General features: G+C 61.8%; 15 protein-coding genes. 7 read left to right on the forward strand and 8 right to left on the reverse strand.

Annotated elements, in window-relative coordinates:
* Positions 1–4: 4 nt before the first annotated feature.
* Positions 5–1387 carry an oxygen-independent coproporphyrinogen III oxidase gene (gene hemN, locus C4J83_RS22355; RefSeq protein WP_124418222.1) on the forward strand — a complete coding sequence of 461 codons (1383 nt, stop codon included), beginning with the start codon at positions 5–7 and terminating at the stop codon, positions 1385–1387.
* Positions 1388–1394: 7 nt separating this feature from the next.
* On the opposite strand, the gene C4J83_RS22360 is transcribed toward hemN, so the two are convergent.
* On the reverse strand, positions 1395–1865 hold the full coding sequence (locus C4J83_RS22360; protein ID WP_119742147.1) for a hypothetical protein: 471 nt from the start codon (positions 1863–1865) through the stop codon (positions 1395–1397).
* A gap of 153 nt (positions 1866–2018) precedes the next feature.
* On the opposite strand from C4J83_RS22360, the gene fnr reads away from it, so the two are divergent.
* Together fnr and C4J83_RS22370 are read left to right on the forward strand one after the other, a co-directional pair.
* Positions 2019–2753 (forward strand): fumarate/nitrate reduction transcriptional regulator Fnr, encoded by a 735-nt coding sequence (fnr, locus tag C4J83_RS22365; protein ID WP_106576340.1) that lies wholly within the window; start codon positions 2019–2021, stop codon positions 2751–2753.
* Between the two features lie 81 nt (positions 2754–2834).
* Positions 2835–3383, forward strand: coding sequence for an adenine phosphoribosyltransferase (locus C4J83_RS22370; protein ID WP_124418223.1), 549 nt, complete (start codon positions 2835–2837; stop codon positions 3381–3383).
* 107 nt (positions 3384–3490) lie between these two features.
* On the opposite strand, the gene C4J83_RS22375 is transcribed toward C4J83_RS22370, so the two are convergent.
* The 5 genes from C4J83_RS22375 to dnaX all read right to left on the reverse strand — a co-directional run bounded on the left by C4J83_RS22375 (position 3491) and on the right by dnaX (position 9117).
* A complete protein-coding gene (locus C4J83_RS22375; protein ID WP_124418224.1) occupies positions 3491–4639 on the reverse strand; it encodes an acyl-CoA dehydrogenase family protein in 1149 nt (382 codons plus the stop codon).
* Between the two features lie 189 nt (positions 4640–4828).
* Entirely contained in the window at positions 4829–5431 is a 603-nt protein-coding gene (recR, locus tag C4J83_RS22380; protein ID WP_124418225.1) for a recombination mediator RecR, read from the reverse strand.
* A gap of 66 nt (positions 5432–5497) precedes the next feature.
* Positions 5498–6532, reverse strand: a complete 1035-nt coding sequence (curA, locus tag C4J83_RS22385) for an NADPH-dependent curcumin/dihydrocurcumin reductase (protein WP_124418226.1) — start codon at positions 6530–6532, stop codon at positions 5498–5500.
* A gap of 133 nt (positions 6533–6665) precedes the next feature.
* On the reverse strand, positions 6666–7004 hold the full coding sequence (locus C4J83_RS22390) for a YbaB/EbfC family nucleoid-associated protein (RefSeq protein WP_083357362.1): 339 nt from the start codon (positions 7002–7004) through the stop codon (positions 6666–6668).
* A 43-nt stretch (positions 7005–7047) separates the two neighbouring features.
* Entirely contained in the window at positions 7048–9117 is a 2070-nt protein-coding gene (gene dnaX, locus C4J83_RS22395; RefSeq protein WP_124418227.1) for a DNA polymerase III subunit gamma/tau, read from the reverse strand.
* A 133-nt stretch (positions 9118–9250) separates the two neighbouring features.
* On the opposite strand from dnaX, the gene C4J83_RS22400 reads away from it, so the two are divergent.
* Positions 9251–10018: a substrate-binding periplasmic protein gene (locus tag C4J83_RS22400; protein ID WP_124418228.1), complete on the forward strand. Its 768-nt coding sequence runs from the start codon at positions 9251–9253 to the stop codon at positions 10016–10018.
* A 54-nt stretch (positions 10019–10072) separates the two neighbouring features.
* Positions 10073–10444, forward strand: a complete 372-nt coding sequence (locus tag C4J83_RS22405; protein ID WP_124418229.1) for a VOC family protein — start codon at positions 10073–10075, stop codon at positions 10442–10444.
* On the opposite strand, the gene C4J83_RS22410 is transcribed toward C4J83_RS22405, so the two are convergent.
* Positions 10358–11332 (reverse strand): DMT family transporter, encoded by a 975-nt coding sequence (locus C4J83_RS22410; RefSeq protein WP_124418230.1) that lies wholly within the window; start codon positions 11330–11332, stop codon positions 10358–10360. The genes C4J83_RS22405 and C4J83_RS22410 overlap by 87 nt on opposite strands.
* 85 nt (positions 11333–11417) lie before the next feature.
* On the opposite strand from C4J83_RS22410, the gene C4J83_RS22415 reads away from it, so the two are divergent.
* Together C4J83_RS22415 and C4J83_RS22420 are read left to right on the forward strand one after the other, a co-directional pair.
* Positions 11418–12281, forward strand: coding sequence for a LysR family transcriptional regulator (locus C4J83_RS22415; RefSeq protein ID WP_124418231.1), 864 nt, complete (start codon positions 11418–11420; stop codon positions 12279–12281).
* 59 nt (positions 12282–12340) lie between these two features.
* Entirely contained in the window at positions 12341–13243 is a 903-nt protein-coding gene (locus tag C4J83_RS22420; RefSeq protein ID WP_124418232.1) for a DUF2167 domain-containing protein, read from the forward strand.
* A 117-nt stretch (positions 13244–13360) separates the two neighbouring features.
* Here the strand turns inward: C4J83_RS22420 and C4J83_RS22425 are convergent, their stop codons facing one another.
* Positions 13361–13594 carry a hypothetical protein gene (locus C4J83_RS22425; RefSeq protein ID WP_164487958.1) on the reverse strand — a complete coding sequence of 78 codons (234 nt, stop codon included), beginning with the start codon at positions 13592–13594 and terminating at the stop codon, positions 13361–13363.
* Positions 13595–13626 lie beyond the last annotated feature (32 nt).

The following is a 13626-nucleotide window of genomic DNA, read 5'->3' on the forward strand; positions in this document are numbered from 1 at the left end:
CCGCATGCTCGACGCCATTCGTTGGGACACAGATCTGATTCACCGTTACGACTTGGCGGGGCCGCGCTACACGTCCTACCCCACCGCCGTACAATTCGACAGCCAGGTCGGCACTTTCGACCTGCTCCACGCCTTGCGCGACAGCCGCAAGGCCGTGCGCCCCTTGTCGCTGTATGTGCATGTGCCGTTCTGCGCGAACATTTGCTACTACTGCGCCTGCAACAAGGTCATCACCAAGGACCGTGGCCGCGCCCAGGCTTACCTGCAACGCCTGGAGCAGGAAATCCAGCTGGTGGCCTGCCACCTCGACCCGAAACAGCCGGTCGAGCAGTTGCACTTTGGCGGCGGCACACCGACGTTTCTGAGCCACGACGAACTGCGCCAGGTCATGGCACGCCTGCGCCAGCACTTCAATGTGCTCGACGATGATTCTGGCGACTACGGCATTGAAATCGACCCGCGTGAAGCCGACTGGGCGACCATGGGCCTGCTGCGTGAACTGGGTTTCAACCGTGTGAGCATTGGCCTGCAAGACCTCGACCCCGAGGTGCAGCGTGCGGTCAACCGCCTGCAGAGCCTGGAAGAAACCCGCGCCGTGATCGATGCGGCGCGCACCCTGCAATTTCGCTCGATCAATATCGACCTGATCTACGGGCTGCCCAAGCAAACGCCGATCAACTTCGCGCGTACGGTGGAGGAAGTGATCAGCCTGCAACCGGATCGCCTGTCGGTGTTCAACTACGCGCATTTGCCGGAGCGTTTCATGCCGCAACGGCGGATCAACACCGACGAGCTGCCCTCCCCGGCGGAAAAACTGCTGATGCTGCAAACCACCATCGAACAGTTGACCCGCGCGGGCTATCGCTACATCGGCATGGACCACTTCGCCCTGCCGGATGACGAACTGGCCGTCGCCCAGGAAGAAGGGACGTTGCAGCGTAACTTTCAGGGCTACACCACCCATGGGCATTGCGACCTGATCGGGCTGGGCGTATCGGCGATCAGCCAGATCGGCGACCTGTACTGCCAGAACAGCAGTGACCTCAATCACTACCAGAACGCCCTGGCCGGTGCGCAACTGGCCACCAGCCGTGGGTTGGTGTGCACCACGGATGATCGGTTGCGGCGCGAGGTAATTCAGCAGTTGATCTGCACCTTCAGCCTGAAATTCGAGCAGATCGAACAGGCCTTCAACATCGATTTTCGCGGCTATTTCGACGAGCTATGGCCGCAGCTGCAAACGATGGCCGCCGATGGCCTGATCGAGCTTGAAGCTCAGGGCATTCGCGTACTGCCCGCCGGGCGCTTGCTGGTGCGCTCGGTGTGCATGGTGTTCGATGCCTACCTGGAGCACCAGAACAGGCAACGATTCTCGCGGGTCATCTAGGCCTGAATTATTTCGACAGCAGCGTCATTGCTTCCATTTGAGCCTCAGGCGATTCATCTTTCAGCGACTTGGCCAGTTGCCCCTGAGCGGTCATCAACCCGGACTGAATTGAAGCAATATCCCCCTGCAAACCGGCGACTTTCGCCTGGCGTGCCTCCGGGCTCAGGGCCGTATCATTCATGGCTGCTGAAAGCTGAGCCATCTTCTCGGCAAGCTGCTTCCTGAGTTCGCGGATCATTTTCAGCAGCTGTTTGATGTTGTCTTTCAGGTTGCTGTCGTCGATGTCCTTGTTGGGGTTGCTACCGGCTTGAGAAGCCTTCATCCCTGCCCCGGATATCGTGACCACCACACCTTCACCGGGCGTGGGTGGCGGCGCAGGTTTGTCATCGACCTTTTTGCCCGCAAGCGCATCAGCGGCCGTCAGCACCTGAGGGGCTTTCGTAGTAATGACAGGGTTATTGAAAGGGATTACCGACATGACCTGAGCTCCAGCTCATAGGGATTCACCTGTGTATCGGCATCGATACAAAAACCTTTATCCACGTGCCGCTTTTTTGTACACGCTGGCCTGATCCACCCTCGGTGCGTTACCCTTACGTCTTATGTGTGTTTTCCCACAAGGATTTAAGAAATGTCCGAGCCAGTCAAACTGCGCGCTCACAGCCAGGCTCACTGCAAGGATTGCAGCCTGGCCCCCCTCTGCCTGCCACTTTCGTTGAATCTGGAAGACATGGAAGCGCTGGACGAAATCGTTAAACGCGGCCGCCCGCTGAAAAAGGGCGAATTTCTGTTTCGCCAAGGCGACAAATTCGATTCCGTTTATGCAGTACGTTCAGGCGCGCTGAAGACGTTCAGTCTCAGCGACAGCGGCGAAGAGCAGATCACCGGCTTCCACCTGCCCAGCGAACTGGTCGGGTTGTCCGGCATGGACACCGAGATTCACCCGGTGTCGGCCCAGGCGCTGGAGACTACATCGGTGTGCGAAATCCCCTTCGAACGCCTGGATGAACTGGCCCTGCAATTGCCGCAACTGCGTCGCCAATTGATGCGTGTGATGAGCCGCGAGATTCGCGACGACCAGCAGATGATGCTGTTGCTGTCGAAGAAAACCGCCGACGAGCGGATTGCCACGTTCCTGGTCAACCTGTCGGCGCGTTTCCGTGCCCGTGGGTTCTCGGCCAATCAGTTCCGCCTGAGCATGTCGCGCAATGAAATCGGCAACTACCTGGGCCTGGCGGTGGAAACCGTGTCCCGCGTGTTCACGCGCTTCCAGCAAAACGAGCTGATTGCCGCTGAAGGCAAGGAAGTGCATATCCTCGACCCGATCCAGCTGTGCGCGCTGGCCGGCGGCTCCCTGGAAGGTTGATCCAGCCGCTTGCGGCCGCGCCAATCGGCGAGGCCGCAGGTATACTTCGAGTCCGTTTTCCGCTCCCAGGACTCTTCGACGATGACCTTCGATTCGTTCGACATCAAATCCCTGATCCGCCCTGTCATCGACTTCCCCAAGCCTGGGGTTATCTTTCGTGACATCACCCCGCTGTTCCAATCGCCCCGTGCCCTGCGCCTGGTTGCCGACAGCTTTGCCCAGCGTTATGTCGAGGCCGATTTCACCCACATCGGCGCGATGGATGCGCGGGGCTTTCTGATCGGTTCGATCATCGCCTACCAACTGAACAAACCGCTGATTCTGTTCCGCAAACAGGGCAAGCTGCCGGCTGACGTGCTGGCCGAGGGTTATCAAACCGAGTACGGTGAAGCGTTTCTTGAAGTGCACGCAGACAGCCTGTGCGAAGGCGACTCGGTGCTGATGTTCGATGACCTGATCGCCACCGGCGGCACCCTGATCGCGGCGGCCAATCTGGTGCGGCGCATGGGCGCGAGCATTTTCGAAGCGGCGGCGATTATCGACCTGCCGGAACTGGGCGGCTCGCAACGCCTGCAAGACATGGGCATTCCGACATTTTGCCTGACGCAGTTTGGGCTGACGGAGCGTTAAGAGGCGTCTGTTAGGGCCTCATCGCGGGCCAGCCCGGCTCCCACAAGTGACCGCGCTCCAATGTGGGAGCTGGCTTGCCTGCGAGGCGTGCGAAAGACCAGCACCAATCAAAGCCCCATTTGCTTGCTGATGATTTCATTCATCACCTCGCGCGTCCCCCCGCCGATGGACAGGATGCGATTGTCGCGGTACAGCCGCTCCACCAAATTGCCACGCATGTAACCCTGGCCGCCCAGGATCTGCACCGCGTCATAAGTCACGCGGTCGGCGGTGTCGGTGGCCAGGTTCTTGGCCATGGAAATCTCCTTGATCACACTTTTGCCGGCCGCCATCTTCGCCGCCTGGCGGTAGGTGAATTCCCGCGAAACCTCCACCGCCGTGGCCATTTCCGCCAGCCGGTGCTTGAGCACCTGGAATTTGCCGATGGGTTTGCCGAACGCTTCGCGCTGGGTGGCCCATTTGAGGCTCTCCTCCAATGCAAGCTGCGCGGTCATATTGGCCATCAGCGCCAGGGCCAGGCGCTCACTCTGGAAGTTGCCCATGATGCAGGCAAACCCCATGTTCTCGACGCCAATCAGGTTGCCCACCGGCACACGGCAATCGTCGAAGAACAACTCAGCCGTGTCTGACGCCCACCAACCCATTTTCTTCAGCGGCTGGCCGACCGTGAAACCGGGCGTGTCTTTCTCGATGAGCAATAAGCTGATGCCGCCAAAGCCCGGCCCACCGGTGCGCACCGCGACCGTGTAAAAGTCGGCACGCACGCCACTGGTGATAAAGGTTTTGCTGCCGCTCACGCGGTAATGCTCGCCATCGCGGATGGCGCGGGTTTGCAGGTTGGCGACATCGGAGCCACCACCCGGCTCGGTGACCGCCAGCGCGCTGATCTTCTCACCGGCCAATACCTGAGGCGCAACGCGCTCGCGCACCTCGGGCCGCGCCCATTTGACGACCGGTGGCAGGCCGATATCCAGCGAACCCAGGCCGGCCACCACACCACCGGAGCCGCAGCGCATCAGCTCTTCGCTGGCGGCGACCTTGGCGAACAGGTCACCTTCGTGACTGCCGCCCAGGCTTTCGGGGTAACCGATGCCCAGGATTCCTGCCGCGCCGGCCTTGAGGTACAGCTCACGAGGAAAGCTCTGTGCTTCCTCCCATTGCTCAATGCCCGGCAACATCTCGCGCTCGACAAAACGGCGCACGCTGTCGCGGACCAATTGGTGGCTGGGATCGAAGTAGTCCAGATAGGCAGGCATCGGCAAGCTCCACGGTGGGGTGGAGCGAACTTACCAAGCGCTTGCTTGGTTTTCAAGATCCCACTTACACCACAAAACCACTGTGGGAGCTGGCTTGCCTGCGATGGCGTTGGATCAGAGACGTCGATGTCGCCTGACACTCCACCATCGCAGGCAAGCCAGCTCCCACGTTTTGAACGCCGGTTTGGCTTAGAGGGCGATCGGCTTGCGGCCTGCAAACGAATGCGCCAGCGTCCCGCCGTCCACCAATTCCAGCTCGCCGCCCAACGGCACGCCATGGGCGATGCGCGAGGTGATCAAGCCTTTATTGGTCAGCAGCTGGGCGATGTAATGCGCGGTGGCTTCGCCTTCCACCGTCGGGTTGGTCGCCAGGATCACCTCGGTGAACGTGTCCTGCTCTTCGATGCGCGCCACCAACTGCGGAATGCCGATGGCTTCCGGCCCCAGGCCATCGAGCGGCGACAAGTGGCCCTTGAGCACGAAGTAGCGACCGCGATAACCGGTCTGTTCCACCGCGTACACATCCATCGGGCCTTCCACCACGCACAGCAGCGTGTCGTCGCGACGCAGGTCGGCGCATTGCGGGCACAGGTCTTCTTCGGTGAGGGTGCGGCACTGGCGACAATGGCCCACACCGGTCATGGCCTGGCTCAAGGCCTGGGCCAGCCGGGTGCCACCGCTGCGATCACGCTCCAGCAGTTGCAGCGCCATACGCTGGGCGGTTTTCTGACCGACACCCGGCAAGGTGCGCAAGGCGTCGATCAGTTGGCGAATCAGGGGGCTGAAGCTCATGAGCGAATGGTCCGACAAAACAACGAGACGCGGTTTATACCCGCGCCCCGGATTAGCGTCAAATGGTCAATCCTGCGCGACGCGTACCACCAACTTGCCGAAGTTGCGTCCCTCAAGCAAACCGATAAAGGCTTCGGGCGCCTGCTCCAGGCCCTCTACCACGTCTTCGCGGAACTTGATCTTGCCGTCCCGCACCCACGGTGCCATGGCGCTGAGGAATTCGGGCTGGCGATCGCCATAGTCGTCGAACACGATAAAACCCTGGATGCGCACGCGCTTGGTCAGCAACGTGCGTTGCAACGCGGGCAGGCGGTCGGCGCCGCTTGGGGCTTCATGGGCGTTGTAGCCGGCAATCAGGCCGCACAAGGGAATGCGCGCCTTGGGATTGAGCAGCGGCAACACCGCGTCGAAGACCTTGCCACCGACGTTTTCATAATAGATGTCCACGCCGTTGAAGCACGCCAGCGCCAGCTCATGGGCAAAGTTGGCGCTCTTGTGATCGATGCAGGCGTCAAACCCCAGCTCGTCCACTACGTAGCGACACTTGTCCGCGCCACCGGCGATGCCCACCACGCGCAAGCCCTTGAGCTTGGCCACCTGGCCCACCACCGAGCCGACTGCGCCGGATGCCGCCGCGACGACCAGGGTTTCGCCGGCCTGGGGCTGACCGATATCCATCAACCCCATGTACGCCGTCATGCCCGGCATCCCCAGCACACCCAGCGCCATCGACGGGCTGGCCAGGCCATTGGGCACCGGCATCAGGTTGCTCCCGTCGCAGATGCTGTGGCTCTGCCAGCCCGTGGAACCGACGACCAGGTCGCCCACTTCAAATTTCGGATTACGCGACTGCTCGATACGGCTGACAGCGCCACCGGTCATCACCTCGTCGATTTCCACCGGCGCGGCGTAGGACGGTGCGTCGCTCATGCGGCCGCGCATGTACGGGTCGAGCGACAGGTACAGCGTTTTCAAGAGCACCTGGCCGTCTGCCAGCTCCGGCAGGTTCACGCGCTCCAGGCGAAAGTTTTCCGGGGTTGGCGCACCTTGCGGGCGCGAGACCAGAACGATGCGCTGGTTGAGAATGGGTTCTTGAGGCATGAGGGGGGTCCTTTATCGAATGCGTCGGTATAGGGTGCAGACCATGCTTGCCACGCCAGGGTTCGATTGGATCGGCACAAACAAAAATGCCAGGCACTGGGCCTGGCATTTGATGCTAGCCAAGGCTAGACCATCAGAACGGCATCTTCATGCCCGGTGGCAGTTGCATGCCAGCGGTCACGCCGGACATTTTGTCCTGGCTGTTGGCTTCGATCTTGCGCACGGCGTCGTTGACGGCCGCGGCGAACAGCGCTTCAAGCATTTCCAGGTCATCTTCGCTGGTGCCTGGCAATACGCTTGGGTCGATGCTCACGCGCTTGATGTCGTGACGACCGGTCATCACCACGCTAACCATATCGCCACCGGCTTTACCGGTGACTTCGGCGTTGGCCAGTTCTTCCTGCATCTTGGCCATCTTTTCCTGCATCTGCTGTGCCTGCTTCATCAGGCCGGCCATGCCACCTTTCATCATGGGAATCACCTCAAAAGTACGTGGATCAATTAATAGCCCGGTGTCATGACGCTTGGGGCACCGGGGCTTCGACAGGTTCAATAGTATCGTGACGCACGACCGCACCGAACTGTTGCATCATTTGCTGGATGAGCGGATCAGCCTGGATCGAGTGCTCGGCATCACGCTGACGGTTGATGCGTCGGCGTGTCGCGGCCTGGGCCGGGGTTTCCTGCTCGGGCTTGATCAACTCGATGGTGATGGTCAGCGTGCGCTCATGGTACTGGTTCAATGCATCGTTGAGCCGGCGTTGCTGGGTCGCGTTGAACAGCGCGCTGTGCGCCGGGTCCAGGTGCAACAGCCAGTGATCGCCATCGATGGCAATCAAGGTGCAGTTGGCGGCGATGCTGCCGGTCATGCCGGAGATCGGCAACTTCGGAAACAACTCCAGCCATTGCAGCGCCAGGCCGGTGGCCGGGGCCGCAGCGGGTTCCGCCTCGGGCTCGGGTGCAGGCTCAGCGGTGTGTTCGCTGGCCAGGTCATCAAGGTAGCTGTAGGCCGAATCCATGTCCGGCTCGATGTAATCTTCGTCCAGCGGCGGTTCGTCATCGAGGTCGATGCCGGGTGTCGCGGCCTCAACCTGGGCGACGGTCGGCTCTGGAACCGGAGCAGACACCCACTCGGGTGCGTCCGGCACCGCGCTGTCGGGGGTCGGCGTCGGCATCGGCGTCAGTTCGGGCTGCTCACCGCTGGTTTCCAGCACGGGCTCCACGGCAGGTTGCAATTCGACGTCGGGTTCGGCGTCTACCGGGTCATTCCACGGCAGGTCGACCAGGGGCTCGGGCTCGGTCACCGGCGCGATGGCCGGCTCAGCCATCACCGGCTCGGGCGCAGCCACTACGGGCTCAGGCGCAGGAGCCACGGGCGCAGGCGCAGGCGCAGCAACTACTGGCGCGACCACTGCCGCGCCAGCCACTGGTTTGGCGGAATCAACTGTGGCCTGGCTGATCCCCACTGGCTTTAGCGGCTGTCTCGGCGCGTCGGCCGAATCCGCCGGTCGGAACGCCAGCATCCGCAGCAGGACCATTTCAAAGCCACCGCGCGGGTCCGGCGCCAGCGGCAGGTCGCGGCGCCCGATCAGGCCCATCTGGTAGTAGAACTGCACATCTTCGGCCGGCAATGCCTGGGCCAGCGCCAATACGCGGTCGCGGTCGCCATGGCCGTTGTCGACACCTTCAGGCAGCGCCTGGGCGATCGCAACGCGGTGCAAGACATTAAGGATTTCCGAGAGCACGCCGTTCCAGTCCGGACCTTGTTCCGACAAGTGGCGCACCGCTTCAAGCAACGCCTTGGCGTCGCCCTCGATCAGCGCGTGCAGCACGTCGAACACCTGGCCATGGTCGAGGGTACCGAGCATGGCGCGCACGTCGGCGGCCATCACCTTGCCTTCGCCAAAGGCGATGGCCTGGTCGGTGAGGCTCATGGCATCGCGCATCGAACCATCGGCCGCGCGGCCAAGCAGCCACAGCGCGTCGTCTTCGAACGGTACGTTCTCGACACCCAGCACGTGGGTCAAATGCTCGACCACACGCTCGGGGGTCATGTTTTTCAGGGAAAACTGCAGGCACCGCGACAGGATCGTTGCAGGAAGTTTTTGCGGGTCGGTGGTGGCCAGGATGAATTTGACGTAAGGCGGCGGCTCTTCCAGGGTTTTCAACAGCGCGTTGAAGGAATGGCTGGAAAGCATGTGCACTTCGTCGATCAGGTAGACCTTGAAGCGGCCACGGCTCGGTGCGTACTGCACGTTATCGAGCAACTCGCGGGTGTCTTCGACCTTGGTGCGGCTGGCGGCGTCGATCTCGATCAGGTCGACAAAACGCCCTTCATCGATCTCGCGGCACACCGAACACGTGCCGCAAGGCGTCGAAGTGATACCGGTTTCACAGTTCAGGCATTTGGCGATGATGCGCGCAATGGTGGTCTTGCCCACCCCTCGCGTGCCGGTGAACAGGTAGGCGTGGTGCAGCCGTTGGCTGTCCAAGGCATTGATCAGAGCCTTGAGCACATGGGTCTGGCCGACCATTTCGCGGAACGAGCGCGGACGCCATTTACGTGCAAGAACCTGATAACTCATCGAAAACCGTCGCAACTGGGAAGCGGAAGCCGGTAATGCTAGCGGAGCAAGGGGGAAATTGCATCCGGCACGCTCGTCTAATCTGACTAAGCTCTGCTCAATGGCCCCGCAAAGGCCTGAACCCGGAGAGTGTATGCGCGTAGTCCTGGGCGCCTTATGGATGATTTCCCTTGCCAGCCTCGCGGCACCTGCGCCGTTGCGTTTCTCGGTTTCCGACAGCTGGACGATGCCCATGGCCCAGGTGGAGGACAGCCAGCCCACCCAGGGCATTTTGTATGACTTGATGGTAAGCCTGGCCACCCAGGTCGGGCGCCCGGCCGAGTTTCACGTGCTGGCGCGGGCACGCATCGCCAACGCCATGGCCCATGGCGACATCGATGTGCGCTGTTATGTCGCCCAGACCTGGGTCGACAGCCTGTCCGGCGACTACACCTGGAGCGTGCCGCTGATGGTGCAACGCAATGTGCTGGTAGGCCGCCACACGGCGCCGCAGCCTGCAGACGTGGGCACGCTGACGCCTCAGCCGATCGGCACGGTGCTCAACTACCGCTACGCTGTCCTCGACCCACTGTTTGCCACAGGCCAGCTCACCCGTGACGACTCGCGCAGCGAAGCCTTGGTGCTGCAAAAGCTGGTCGCCGGGCGTTTTGAATACGCCGTCATTAACGAATGGATACTCGAGCGCTTCAATTTGAACCTGGCGCCGAAAGAGCGGCTGCAAAAGGTCGCAATCATCGACGAGCAAAGCCTGGGTTGCATCGTGCGCAACGACCCGAACGTGCCGGTACAGCGGATCTTGCGTACGCTGCTGCGGATGAAGATGTCGGGGGAAATCGACGACATCATCAGCCTGTACACCGGCGAAGGTGCGCGATCACCGCTCACTCCTGACAAGAACTGACAGGGCATCCCCTTAGACTGGGCGCACTTGACCGCCCATTCCCAAGGAGCCTGCATGCCCACCGTCGCCCATTATTTCCTGCTCTACGTCGACAGCCCGGCCACCAGTGCCAACTTTTATAGCCGCCTGCTGGATAGCCCGCCGCTTGAACTGAACCCCACCTTTGCCCTGTTCATGCTCGACAACGGCGTAAAGCTGGGACTGTGGTCGCGCCCCACGGTGGAGCCAGCGGCCCGGATGACCGGCGGCGGCGGCGAAGTGGGCTTTTGCCTGCCAGACCAGGCTGCCGTAGAGGCCCTGCATGCTCAGTGGGTGGCGCGTGGCGCAACCATCATTCAGTCACCGACCCCTTTGGATTTCGGCTACATCTTTGTCGCCCAGGACCTCGACGGGCACCGGCTGCGCGCGTTCTGCCTGAGCGACTGACCGCCTGCGGCCCTCCAGGCTGATGGCCGCCACGCTGGCCAGTACCATCACACCGCCCAGCATCACCTGCACGGCAATGTGCTCGCCCAGCAGCGTCGCGGCCATCGTCATGGCGACCGGCGGGATCAGGTACATCGCCACCGACGCTCGGCTGACCTCGACGTGTTTCAACACATAGGCCCAGGCAAGGTACGCCAGGGCGCTGGGGAAAATGCCAAGTATCAGCACCGCGAGGTTTTCCGGCGCCGGTGCCTGCTGCACGGCATCGGCCAGGCCTGGCAGGTTCACGCACAGCATCAGGGTGCCCGCCCACACCATGTAACACGCCATGGTCAGCGGGCTGTAGCGATGGGCATAGTGCTTCTGGATGGCGAAATACACACTCCATGACACCGCCGCCAGCACAATCAGCAAACCGCGCGGGTCAATATCGCCCACGCCATGATCGCCCCAGATCACCACCAGCACGCCAAGCAAGCCCAGCAACACACAACCCCAGCGCCAGGCACTGACGCGTTCTTTCAAACACAAACTCGCGATCAGCACGCTGAACAGTGGCGCCGACTGCGCCAGCACGCTCGACGCCGCCGCCGTCACCCATTGCTGCCCATAATTGAGGCTGGTGTGGTGCAAAAACACGCCGAAGAACCCCAGCACCAGCAACCACGGCAGGTCGCGCAAACGCGGCCGGCCAATGCCCACCGCCCATGCCACACCGCCCATGAACACCGACGCAATCAGAAACCGCAGCAACGCCAGTTGGCCGGGGCTGTAGCTGTGCAACCCCATATGCACGCCAATCGGCGAATAGGCCCAACAGAGGATGACGCCGGCGATGACTAGCGTAAGCTTTGCGGGTGACGGGTATTCATCGGCGACGTCCGGCAACTGAGTAGGATGCCGTCAGTCTTGGCCCAGGCAAGGCGCAGGACAATTAAGCGTTTCTGACTTCTGAAATCACTGGAACTGAGCAATGGAACTGGCCCAACTGAAAATGGTGCGAGCCGTGGCGCAAACCGGCAGCGTGGCCCAGGCCGCCCTGCAATTGCATTGCGTGCCGTCCAACATCACTACGCGGATCAAGCAGTTGGAAAGCGAGTTGGGCACGCCCTTGTTTATCCGTGCCGGGCGCGGGCTGGCGATCAGTGCCGCCGGGGAAATCTTCCTGGACTACTGCGAACGCATTCTGGCGCTGGTAGACGAATCCAAACGTGCGGTGGATGCCGACGCCATCCCCCGCGGCACCTTGCGCATCGGCGCAGTGGAATCCAGCGCCAGCGGCCGCCTGCCGCCCTTGCTGGCGGAATACCATCGGCGCTACCCGGACGTCTCGCTCGAACTGGTCACCGGCGTCTGGGCGCAGCTGCTGGACGACCTGCAACACCATCGCCTCGATGTGGCGCTGGTGGCCTGTGGTGGCAAACGCGCCAAGCTTGAACACAGCGTGGTCTACAGCGAACGCCTGGTGCTGATCGCCAGCGCATCCAGCGCCCCGATCACCAGCGCCGAAGACCTGGCCGGTCGAACGCTGCTGGTATGGCCAACGGGTTGCCCGTATCGGGCGGCGCTGGAGAACTGGGTCAAACCGCATGCATTCAAACCGAGCATCGCCAGCTATGCCAGCTGGGGCACGATCATCGGCTGTGTCAGTGCGGGGATTGGCGTGGCATTGGCGCCGGAAGGCATCCTGGCCCGTTATGAGCAGGCCAATCAGTTGGCCTCCTACCGGTTTGAAGAGCTGCAGGCCGTGGACAACCTGCTGTTCTGGCACAAGGACACCCAGCGGCACTTGGCGCGGGACGCGTTTGCCGGGCTGCTGCGGGAGACTTTTGGCTGACCCGGGCAGCGAATTTCAGTATTCTTCCGCGAAATTAATTCAAAATGTAAGGGACTACCATGAATTACATCCGCGTGTTGATGGCGGCGGCTGCGCTGAGCCTGTCTGCCCTACCTGCCTTTGCTGCCCCTGCGCCCGCGCCCGCCGAAGCCAGCGCGCCGGCTGAAACGGCTGAACACTTCCTCGCCTCACTCAAGCAGAAGACCGGCACGGTCATGCTGCCCAGCGGCATTGCCACGCTCAAGCTCAACGACGAGTTCTACTACCTCGACCCCGCCGACACCGAGCGCCTGTTGACCGATGGCTGGGGCAACCCACCCGGCTTCAAGACCCTGGGCATGATCGTGCCAAAAGCAGTCAGCCCGTTGTCGGAACGCGGCTGGGGCGTGATCGTCAGCTACAAGGCTGATGGGCACGTTTCCGACGAGGATGCGGCGAAAATCGACTACGCCGAACTGCTCAAGCAGATGCAGGAAGAAGACGAGGAAGACAACCAGCAACGCCAGAAACAAGGCTACGCCGGCCTGCACCTGCTGGGCTGGGCCGAACCGCCGCGCTACGACGATACCACTCACAAAATGTACTGGGCCCGCGAGCTGAAAGCCGACGACGCCCAGCAGACCACCCTCAACTACAGCATCCGCGTGCTGGGCCGTGAAGGCGTACTGGAACTCAACGCCGTCGCCGCCATGGCCGACCTGCCCACCATCAAGCAGGAAATGCCCAAGGTGTTGGCCTTTACCAACTTTACCGACGGCAACCTGTACACCGACTTCAACCCCAAGACCGACAAGCTGGCCACTTACGGCCTGGCGGCCCTGGTGGCCGGCGGGATAGCGGCCAAGGCCGGGTTGTTTGCCAAGATCGGCATCTTCCTGCTGGCGGCGAAGAAGTTCCTGGTGGTCGGCGTTGTGGCGCTGTTTGCCGTGATCCGCAAGCTGTTCAACCGCAACAAGGCCTGAACCCCGGGCACAAAAATGCCGCAACGTGCATGACACGTTGCGGCGCAGGGGTTGGCTCAGTGCTGCGCAGCAGGCTCTGGCTGCTGCGCGCCCGGGCAAGGGTTGACGATCGCAAACTCATCCACAGCCGCCATCCCTGGTTTGTAGCCCGGCACCGTTACATAACGCAGCACCCTCGATACCGGTGAACACCTTCTGCTGATGGCTCAACAGGTAATCGAATACCTTGCCTTTCATCGGGACGTTGAGTGCGCCACGCGGCGTGATCGGGGCAAGCATGAAGGCATCATCGTGGGTAACCACGTAGAAGGTTTCGGGTTTGCCGCGCGCCTGCGTCACTTTTGCGCACATCACCTCATCGACGCGCAGGGTCCTGACCGGCA

Origin of the sequence: Pseudomonas sp. LBUM920, from assembly GCF_003852315.1 — a bacterium.
In the GTDB taxonomy this organism is placed as follows: domain Bacteria; phylum Pseudomonadota; class Gammaproteobacteria; order Pseudomonadales; family Pseudomonadaceae; genus Aquipseudomonas.

Bases quoted from the DNA above. Each gene is read 5' to 3' on its own strand.
- hemN (WP_124418222.1), top strand. From the start codon at position 5: ATGCTCGACGCCATTCGTTGGGACACAGATCTGATTCACCGTTACGAC.
- C4J83_RS22360 (WP_119742147.1), bottom strand. From the start codon at position 1,865: ATGTCGGTAATCCCTTTCAATAACCCTGTCATTACTACGAAAGCCCCT.
- fnr (WP_106576340.1), top strand. From the start codon at position 2,019: ATGTCCGAGCCAGTCAAACTGCGCGCTCACAGCCAGGCTCACTGCAAG.
- C4J83_RS22370 (WP_124418223.1), top strand. From the start codon at position 2,835: ATGACCTTCGATTCGTTCGACATCAAATCCCTGATCCGCCCTGTCATC.
- C4J83_RS22375 (WP_124418224.1), bottom strand. From the start codon at position 4,639: ATGCCTGCCTATCTGGACTACTTCGATCCCAGCCACCAATTGGTCCGC.
- recR (WP_124418225.1), bottom strand. From the start codon at position 5,431: ATGAGCTTCAGCCCCCTGATTCGCCAACTGATCGACGCCTTGCGCACC.
- curA (WP_124418226.1), bottom strand. From the start codon at position 6,532: ATGCCTCAAGAACCCATTCTCAACCAGCGCATCGTTCTGGTCTCGCGC.
- C4J83_RS22390 (WP_083357362.1), bottom strand. From the start codon at position 7,004: ATGATGAAAGGTGGCATGGCCGGCCTGATGAAGCAGGCACAGCAGATG.
- dnaX (WP_124418227.1), bottom strand. From the start codon at position 9,117: ATGAGTTATCAGGTTCTTGCACGTAAATGGCGTCCGCGCTCGTTCCGC.
- C4J83_RS22400 (WP_124418228.1), top strand. From the start codon at position 9,251: ATGCGCGTAGTCCTGGGCGCCTTATGGATGATTTCCCTTGCCAGCCTC.
- C4J83_RS22405 (WP_124418229.1), top strand. From the start codon at position 10,073: ATGCCCACCGTCGCCCATTATTTCCTGCTCTACGTCGACAGCCCGGCC.
- C4J83_RS22415 (WP_124418231.1), top strand. From the start codon at position 11,418: ATGGAACTGGCCCAACTGAAAATGGTGCGAGCCGTGGCGCAAACCGGC.
- C4J83_RS22420 (WP_124418232.1), top strand. From the start codon at position 12,341: ATGAATTACATCCGCGTGTTGATGGCGGCGGCTGCGCTGAGCCTGTCT.
- C4J83_RS22425 (WP_164487958.1), bottom strand. From the start codon at position 13,594: ATGTGCGCAAAAGTGACGCAGGCGCGCGGCAAACCCGAAACCTTCTAC.